The following is a 7,340-nucleotide window of genomic DNA, read 5'->3' on the forward strand; positions in this document are numbered from 1 at the left end:
GGTCGGGGCTCAGCGCGCTGCTGCGGCTGCTGCCGGACCGGCCGCGCTCGCTCGTGATCGGCGTGGCGGGCTCGCTCTCCGTGCTGCTCGCGTCGGGGGCGCTCCTCGTCGGCGTATCGCTCGCCATGCACATGTCGGAGGCCGACCACCTGTACGACCTGCTCGCCCCGGGAGTCGTCGGCGGCGTGCTGCTGTTCCTGGTCGAGCTGGCGTTCCTGCCGAACGCGGTGATCTGGGGGATGGCGTACGCGATCGGTCCCGGCTTCTCGATCGGCGCCGGGACGAGCGTGTCGCCGACCGGCGTGGTCCTCGATCTCGTCCCCGCGTTCCCGCCGCTCGCCGCGCTGCCCGAGCCGGGCCCGGCCCCCGCGCTGTCGCTGATCGCGCTGGCCGCGCCGTTCCTCGCGGGCGCGGTCGGCGGCGCCCTGACGATCCGGTCGATGCCGACCCGGGTGTCGGAGGGCGCGCCGTTGTGGGGCTTCCTGTCCGGCGCGCTGACGGGCGCCGTGGTGGCGCTGCTGAGCGCCCTGTCCGGCGGGCCGCTCGGCGACGGGCGGATGGCGACCGTGGGACCGTCCGCCTGGCAGGTCGGGCTGCTGGCGGCCCTGGAGGTCGGCATCTCGGCGGCGATTGCGGCATGGGTGGCGAACTGGATGGTGCTGCGCCGTCCCGCCCGCGCGCCCCAGAAGGGGTCGAAGTCCAGGTCGAAGGCGAGGAAGAAGGCGGCGAAGAAGGCGAAGCAGCCCGCGCGGAAGCGTCCGCGCGAACTCGCGACGCCGACACCGGCGCCGATGCCGATGCCGCTGTCCGCGCCCGTTCCCGGCGACTACGAGACGAAGATCCCCGGACCGCGGGCGACCGCCGCGCCGTCCACCCCGGCCAGGCCGCCCCATGCGCCGGATCCGTTGGAGTTCGAGGAGGCGGAGCCCGTCCTGGCACCGCGCCGCCGCGCCCGCCGGTCGCTGGATCCGCTGCCCGAGCTGATCGAAGAGCCTCCCGAGCCCGAGCCCGGGCCCGGGCCCGGGCCCGGGCCCGAGCCGCAGCCGGAACCCGAACCTGAAGCGCGGGCCCTGGAGCGGGACGGGACGGTCCTCGTCGAGGGCCACATCATCGACGAGCCGTCCTCCGGCCCCATGCCGCCCCCGCCCGAGGACCCCGAGCGCACCGAGAACAGGGGCGGCGCGATCTACGTCCTGCGCGAAGAGCCCGGCCAGGAGGACTGACCTCGGCGGCTGACCTCTACGGCTAGAGCAGGTCGCCGTACCTGTCCATGCTGCCGTCGGGCAGGCCGAGCTTGTCCTCGATCTTGGGGAAGTACTCGTCCCGGCAGGACTGCTTGTCGGCCGTCGTGTTGGACCCGCTGAGGCAGCTCTGGTAGCCGCTCAGCTCCGTCCACAGGAACGCCGTGAGCGACACCGACAGCATCGAGAACGCCAGGCCGACCGAGCCGAGGACGATGCCGGGGACGGCGCCCGGCGCGGCTCCCCGGGCGCGGCGCGCGGCCCGCCGGGCGCGGATGCCGACGACGAGCGCGGCGACGCCGAGGACCAGGCCGAGCGGGTAGAAGAAGAACGCGGTCAGCAGCGCGATGGCGCCGAGCCACAGGGCCCGCCAGCCGGTCCGCTGCGGCTGCCCCGGCCCCGCCGGCTGCCCCGGCCCTGCGGGCTGCTCGGGCCCCGCCGGCGGCATCGGCCCCGTCTGCGGCCCCTGCCCGGCCGGCGCCTGCTCCGCCGGCGGCTGCCCCGCGGGCCCTTGCCCGGCCGGCGTCTCGTCCGGCTGCGGGGCCTGGTCCGGCTCCGGCCGCCGGTCTGGCTCCGGCTGCTCGCTCACGTTCTGTTCCTCCTGGACGGTGATGTGGATCCCCCCGTGATCCCGTGTTCTGGGGGCGCCGAGCGGGCCCGATAGGCTGCAGGTCGGCCCGTTCGACGGACCTCCGCCGATCCCCGCAGTCCACCAGCATCGTCCACCAGGGAGTCATGGTGTCCGCCCGGCTCGTCGTCCTCGTCTCCGGCGCGGGGACCAACCTACAAGCGCTGCTCGACGCGTGCGCGGATCCAGCCTACGGGGCGAAAGTGGTGGCCGTGGGCGCGGACCGTCCCGATATCGGCGGAACCGCCCGCGCCGAACGCTCCGGTGTGCCCGCTTTTACCGTATGCGTCCCGGATTTTCCGTCTCGGGATGACTGGGACGCGGCGCTGACCGACGCGGTGGCGCGGTACGAGCCCGATCTCGTGGTGTCCGCCGGGTTCATGAAGATCCTCGGGCCGCGCTTCCTGTCCCGGTTCGGCGGCCGGACGGTCAACACCCATCCCGCGCTGCTGCCCTCCTTCCCCGGCGCCCATGCCGTACGGGACGCCCTGGCGTACGGGGTGAAGGTGACGGGCTGTACGGTTCACTTCGTCGACGAAGGGGTGGACACCGGGCCCGTCATCGCCCAGGACACCGTCCCCGTGCGCTGGCACGACGATGAGGACTCCCTGCACGAGCGGATCAAGCAGGTGGAGCGCCGGCTCCTGGTCGACGTCGTCGGACGCCTCGCCCGCGACGGCTGGACGGCGCACGGCAGGCGGGTCTCGTTGAAGTGCAAGACCTGCGGCGACGCAGACGGTGCGAACGACGCAGGCGACAGGGGTTCGTCCGATCAAGAGGGGAGCTCGGCCGGTGAGTCGGGTGGCGATTAAGCGCGCGCTGATCAGCGTGTACGACAAGTCCGGGCTGGAGGAACTGGCCCGGGGCCTGCACGAGGCGGGCGTGGAGATCGTCTCGACCGGGTCGACGGCGGGACGGATCGCGTCCGCGGGCGTCCCGGTGATGAAGGTGGAGAAGCTCACCGGGTTCCCCGAGTGCCTGGACGGGCGGGTCAAGACCCTGCACCCGGCGGTGCACGCGGGCCTGCTCGCCGACCGCCGCAAGGAGGACCACCTCCAGCAGCTCGAAGACCTGGCCGTCGAGCCGTTCGACCTGCTGGTGGCGAACCTGTACCCGTTCGCCGAGACGGTCGCGTCGGGCGCGTCCCCGGACGAGTGCGTCGAGCAGATCGACATCGGCGGCCCGACGATGGTGCGCGCCGCCGCGAAGAACCACGCGAGCGTGTCCGTCGTCGTCGACCCGTCCGGGTACGGGGCCGTGCTGGACGCCGTCCGGGCGGGCGGGTTCACGATCGAGGAGCGGCGCCGCCTGGCCGCGAAGGCGTTCGCGCACACCGCGTCCTACGACGTGGCCGTCGCGTCGTGGTTCGCGAGCGGTTACGCGCCCGACGAGACCGCCGCCGAGACGCAGTGGCCCGATTTCCTCGGCGCCACGTGGGAGCGGTCGAACACCCTCCGGTACGGCGAGAACCCGCACCAGCGCGCCGCGCTGTACCGCACGCCCGGCGAGTCCGGGCTGGCGGGGGCCGAGCAGCTGTACGGCAAGGAGATGTCCTACAACAACTACGTGGACACCGACGCCGCCCGCCGCGCCGCCCACGACTTCACCGAGCCCTGCGTCGCGATCATCAAGCACGCCAACCCGTGCGGCATCGCGGTCGGCGCCGACATCGCGGAGGCGCACCGCAAGGCGCACGCCTGCGACCCCGTGTCGGCGTACGGCGGCGTCATCGCGGCGAACCGGCCGGTCACCGCCGCGATGGCGCGGCAGGTCACCGAGAGCTTCGCCGAGGTGCTGGTCGCGCCGTCGTTCGAGGACGAGGCCGTCACGATCCTCACCGACCGGTTCAAGAACATCCGGCTGCTGGTGTGCCCGGACGCGCCGTCCGGCGCCGTCGAGTACCGGCGCATCGACGGCGGCGTCCTGCTGCAGGGCGTCGACCAAGTGGACGCACCGGGCGACGACCCGTCCACCTGGGAGCTCAAGACCGGCCCGGCGGTGGACGCGGTCACGCTCGCCGACCTGGCGTTCGCGTGGCGGGCGATCCGCGCGGTCAAGTCGAACGCGATCCTGCTCGCCGCGGACGGCGCCACCGTCGGCGTCGGCATGGGCCAGGTCAACCGGGTCGACTCCGCCAAGCTCGCCGTGGAGCGGGCAGGCGCTGAGCGGGCCGCGTCCGCGGTCGGCGCGTCCGACGCGTTCTTCCCGTTCCCGGACGGCCTTGAGGTACTGACCGCGGCGGGCGTCCGCGCGATCGTCGAGCCCGGCGGTTCCGTCAAGGACGACCTGGTGATCGCCGCCGCCGAGAAGGCCGGAATCAGCCTCTATTTCACCGGTGTCAGGCACTTCTTCCACTGACGCCGGCGGGACCCCGGTGTGGCGGACGACACCGCCACACCGGGTTTACCTTGGGTTTCTTTACCTTTCGCGGCAGGTAGCCTCTGCCTGGCCGCGCCCACGACCCTCCCCAGACCACCCCCGGCGCGAGCGAATCCGTGTGGAGGCGCGATGGATCTGCTGATGTCCCTCATGCTGGTGACGGTGTACCGGGCGGACGCGTTGCTGATGGAGTCGCGGCAGGTGATCGGCCTGGCCGCGGCGTTCCTCGCCGCGATGCTCGCCGCCCAGCTCGGCTGGCACGGCACCGACCGCATCCTCGCCTGGCGCCAGCGCTCCGAAGACTGACCGCCCTGAAGGCGGGCCCGCCTGAAACCGGCCCGCCTGAAACCGGCCGCCTGGAATCGGCGCGCCTGGAGGCCGACCGCTGTGCTCAGCGGAGCCTGGTGCGCAACGCTTCCGCCGCCGCGGGCCAGTCGTCGTCGGTCATCGCGTAGACGGCGGTGTCGCGGATCGATCCGTCCGCGCGGATGCGGTGCTTGCGGTGGACGCCCTCGAACGATGCGCCGAGCCGCTCGATCGCCGCGCGCGACCGCTCGTTCCGGACGTGGGTGTGCCAGCCGACCCGGATCGCCCCGAGATCGTCGAACGCGCGGCCCATCAGCAGCAGCTTCGCCTCCGTGTTGAGGCCCGACCGCTGCCACCGCGTCCCGAGCCACGTGTAGCCGATGCACAGCCCTCGATCGGACGGGGCGATCTCGTAGTACGACGTCGTCCCGGCGACCTCCCCTGTCGCGGCGTCGATCTGCGCCCACGGCAGCCGCAGCCCCCGCTCGTGCTGGGCGAGGGCCGTGTCGACCAGCACGCGCATCTCCTCAAGCGACGCTGGCTGGCGCTCGCTCATCCACGTCCAGACCGTCGGATCCTTGGACGCCGCGAACAGGCCCTCGGCGTGCTCCGCCGCCAGCGGCTCCAGCCGCACATATCGCCCGGTCAGGACGGGCCGCTCGAACCATGCGTCGCTCATGCTCGGCACGTTACGAGCGGACCGGCGGTGTCCGGCAGGTCCACTTTCCACCGATTTCCACGGACCACTCCGCCGTCGCCGCGCGCCCGGATGTCGCCCGCCCGCCGGATAGCATGGGCGTTCACGCGACTGGCGCGGTCAAGGTGGGGCACCACCGGGGAGCGAACGACAGTCCGGACACCGCGCGCCTGGGTGGACGGGAGCCATTCCCCCGCGGAGGAACGCATGACGGCACAGATTCTGGACGGCAAGGCCACCGCCGCCGAGATCCGCTCGAACCTCAAGGTCCGCGTCGAGGCGCTGCGCGACCGCGGCGTGTCCGTCGGGCTCGGCACCGTCCTCGTCGGCGACGACCCCGGCAGCCATTCCTACGTCAACATGAAGCACCGCGACTGCGCCGAGGTCGGCATCGAGAGCATCCGCCGCGACCTGCCCGCCACGGCCACGCAGGACGACGTCGAACGCGCCGTCGCCGAGCTGAACGCCGACCCGGCCTGCACCGGCTACATCGTCCAGCTTCCGCTGCCGAAGGGGCTGGACGAGCAGCGCGTGCTGGAGCGCATCGACCCGGCCAAGGACGCTGACGGCCTGCACCCCACGAACCTCGGACGGCTCGTCCTGATGCAGCCGGGCCCGCTCCCGTGCACGCCGAAGGGCATCATCGAGCTGCTCCGCCGCTTCGACGTCCCGATCAAGGGCGCCGACGTCGCGGTCGTGGGCCGCGGCATCACGGTCGGGCGCTCGCTCGGCCTCCTCCTCACCCGCCGCTCGGAGAACGCGACCGTCACCCTCTGCCACACCGCGACCCGCGACCTGGCGGCCCACACCCGCCGCGCTGACATCGTCGTGGCCGCCGCGGGCGTCCCCGATCTCGTCACCGCCGACATGGTCAAGCCGGGGGCGGCCGTCCTGGACGTGGGCGTGTCCCGCGTGGACGGCAAGCTCGCCGGGGACGTCGCCGCCGACGTCCGCGAGGTCGCCGGGTGGGTCGCCCCGAACCCGGGCGGCGTCGGCCCGATGACCCGCGCGATGCTCCTCGCCAACGTCGTCGAAGCCGCCGAGAACCAGGCCGCCTGACACGCGCGGCGGGGCGCCGGACACGCGCCGACGGGGCGCCGGACATGCGCCGAGTGGCGCCGGACATGCGAACGCGGGCCGCCACCAGCACCCTGATGGCGGCCCGCGCCCTACGTTCCTCCGTCCGGAGCCGCGCCGTCACCTGCACGGCCCCGGACGGGCGGGTTCGGCGATCGCCCTCGAAGTTGCGCTGCCAGAGAGCGATCGCGTGCTCAGTTCAGCTGGCCCTCCGTCCCGCCGCGCTGGGTGCGCGTCCGGGCCCGTTGACGTGCGCGTGGCCCGCGCCCGCCCGCCGGGTCTCGGCCGTGCCCCGGACCCCGGGGACCCGCCCGTCCATCGGAGGGCGGCCCTGCGGGACGTGCACCGGCGGCAGCGGCCGGACGAGGCCCATCGCGATGACCTCGTTGGCGAGCCGCGTGCGCCGGTTGGCGCCCTCGGGGATGCGGAACTTCTGGTAGAGGCGCAGCAGGTGCTGCTTGACGGCCGCCTCCGTCACCACCAGCTCTCCGGCGATGTCGCGTGCCGTGGCCGGGGCCACGAACGCCTCGTCGGACAGGGCGGGACGGCAGAGCGAGGTGAGCACGTCGACCTCGCGGCGGGTGAGCTCGGGTGCGACGGCCCGGCGCAGTTCGACGTCCGGGTCGACCTCCTCACGGGGGATGCCCCCCATCCGGCAGCGCGCCGTGCCGAAGCTCACGACGTCGCCGTCCTCCAGGACACGGCGGGCGATCGGCCGGCCGTTGACGCGGGTCCCGTTGCGGGACAGGCCCATGTCCACCACGTAGACGTACGGACCGCGTCGGACGATCTCAGCGTGCAGACGGGACACACTCGGGTCGTCGAGGCGGATGTCGACTCCTCTCCCTCTCCCGACCGTCGTAACGTCGGGGCGCAGCGGCATCACCAGCCCGCTGTCCTCGATCCGCATGAACGGCCCCTCCACGGCAGTCCTCCCAGCTAGTTAGCGACCCCTGTCTGCCGAGTTACCCGGGCGCGTCACCGTCACACCCTCCTACTGGCGCTGTCTCTT

At 73.2% G+C, this 7,340-nt stretch carries 8 protein-coding genes; 5 read left to right on the plus strand and 3 right to left on the minus strand.

What is annotated here, in order from left to right; translation table 11 throughout:
• A partial coding sequence (locus E1264_RS37580; protein ID WP_243711416.1) for a DUF6350 family protein occupies window positions 1-1,223 on the plus strand: 1,223 nt, incomplete at its 5' end.
• Window positions 1,224-1,245: 22 nt separating this feature from the next.
• Here E1264_RS37580 and E1264_RS37585 read toward each other — a convergent pair.
• Window positions 1,246-1,830, minus strand: coding sequence for a hypothetical protein (locus E1264_RS37585; RefSeq protein ID WP_132181496.1), 585 nt, complete (start codon window positions 1,828-1,830; stop codon window positions 1,246-1,248).
• Between the two features lie 146 nt (window positions 1,831-1,976).
• Here E1264_RS37585 and purN point away from each other — a divergent pair, with 146 nt between their 5' ends.
• From purN to E1264_RS44105, 3 genes are all read left to right on the plus strand, one after another.
• Window positions 1,977-2,681: a phosphoribosylglycinamide formyltransferase gene (gene purN / locus E1264_RS37590; protein ID WP_132181498.1), complete on the plus strand. Its 705-nt coding sequence runs from the start codon at window positions 1,977-1,979 to the stop codon at window positions 2,679-2,681.
• Window positions 2,662-4,227, plus strand: coding sequence for a bifunctional phosphoribosylaminoimidazolecarboxamide formyltransferase/IMP cyclohydrolase (purH, locus tag E1264_RS37595; protein WP_132181500.1), 1,566 nt, complete (start codon window positions 2,662-2,664; stop codon window positions 4,225-4,227). The genes purN and purH overlap by 20 nt, the downstream gene beginning before the upstream one ends.
• A gap of 150 nt (window positions 4,228-4,377) precedes the next feature.
• Window positions 4,378-4,554 (plus strand): hypothetical protein, encoded by a 177-nt coding sequence (locus E1264_RS44105; protein WP_165964577.1) that lies wholly within the window; start codon window positions 4,378-4,380, stop codon window positions 4,552-4,554.
• An 85-nt stretch (window positions 4,555-4,639) separates the two neighbouring features.
• Here E1264_RS44105 and E1264_RS37600 read toward each other — a convergent pair whose 3' ends face one another.
• Window positions 4,640-5,233, minus strand: coding sequence for a GNAT family protein (locus E1264_RS37600; protein ID WP_132181502.1), 594 nt, complete (start codon window positions 5,231-5,233; stop codon window positions 4,640-4,642).
• A 225-nt stretch (window positions 5,234-5,458) separates the two neighbouring features.
• On the opposite strand from E1264_RS37600, the gene E1264_RS37605 reads away from it, so the two are divergent.
• Window positions 5,459-6,310, plus strand: coding sequence for a bifunctional methylenetetrahydrofolate dehydrogenase/methenyltetrahydrofolate cyclohydrolase (locus E1264_RS37605; protein ID WP_132181504.1), 852 nt, complete (start codon window positions 5,459-5,461; stop codon window positions 6,308-6,310).
• Window positions 6,311-6,527: 217 nt separating this feature from the next.
• Here the strand turns inward: E1264_RS37605 and E1264_RS37610 are convergent, their stop codons facing one another.
• Window positions 6,528-7,253, minus strand: coding sequence for an FHA domain-containing protein (locus E1264_RS37610; RefSeq protein ID WP_132181506.1), 726 nt, complete (start codon window positions 7,251-7,253; stop codon window positions 6,528-6,530).
• Window positions 7,254-7,340 lie beyond the last annotated feature (87 nt).

Origin of the sequence: Actinomadura sp. KC216, assembly GCF_004348535.1 — a bacterium.
GTDB lineage: Bacteria > Actinomycetota > Actinomycetes > Streptosporangiales > Streptosporangiaceae > Spirillospora.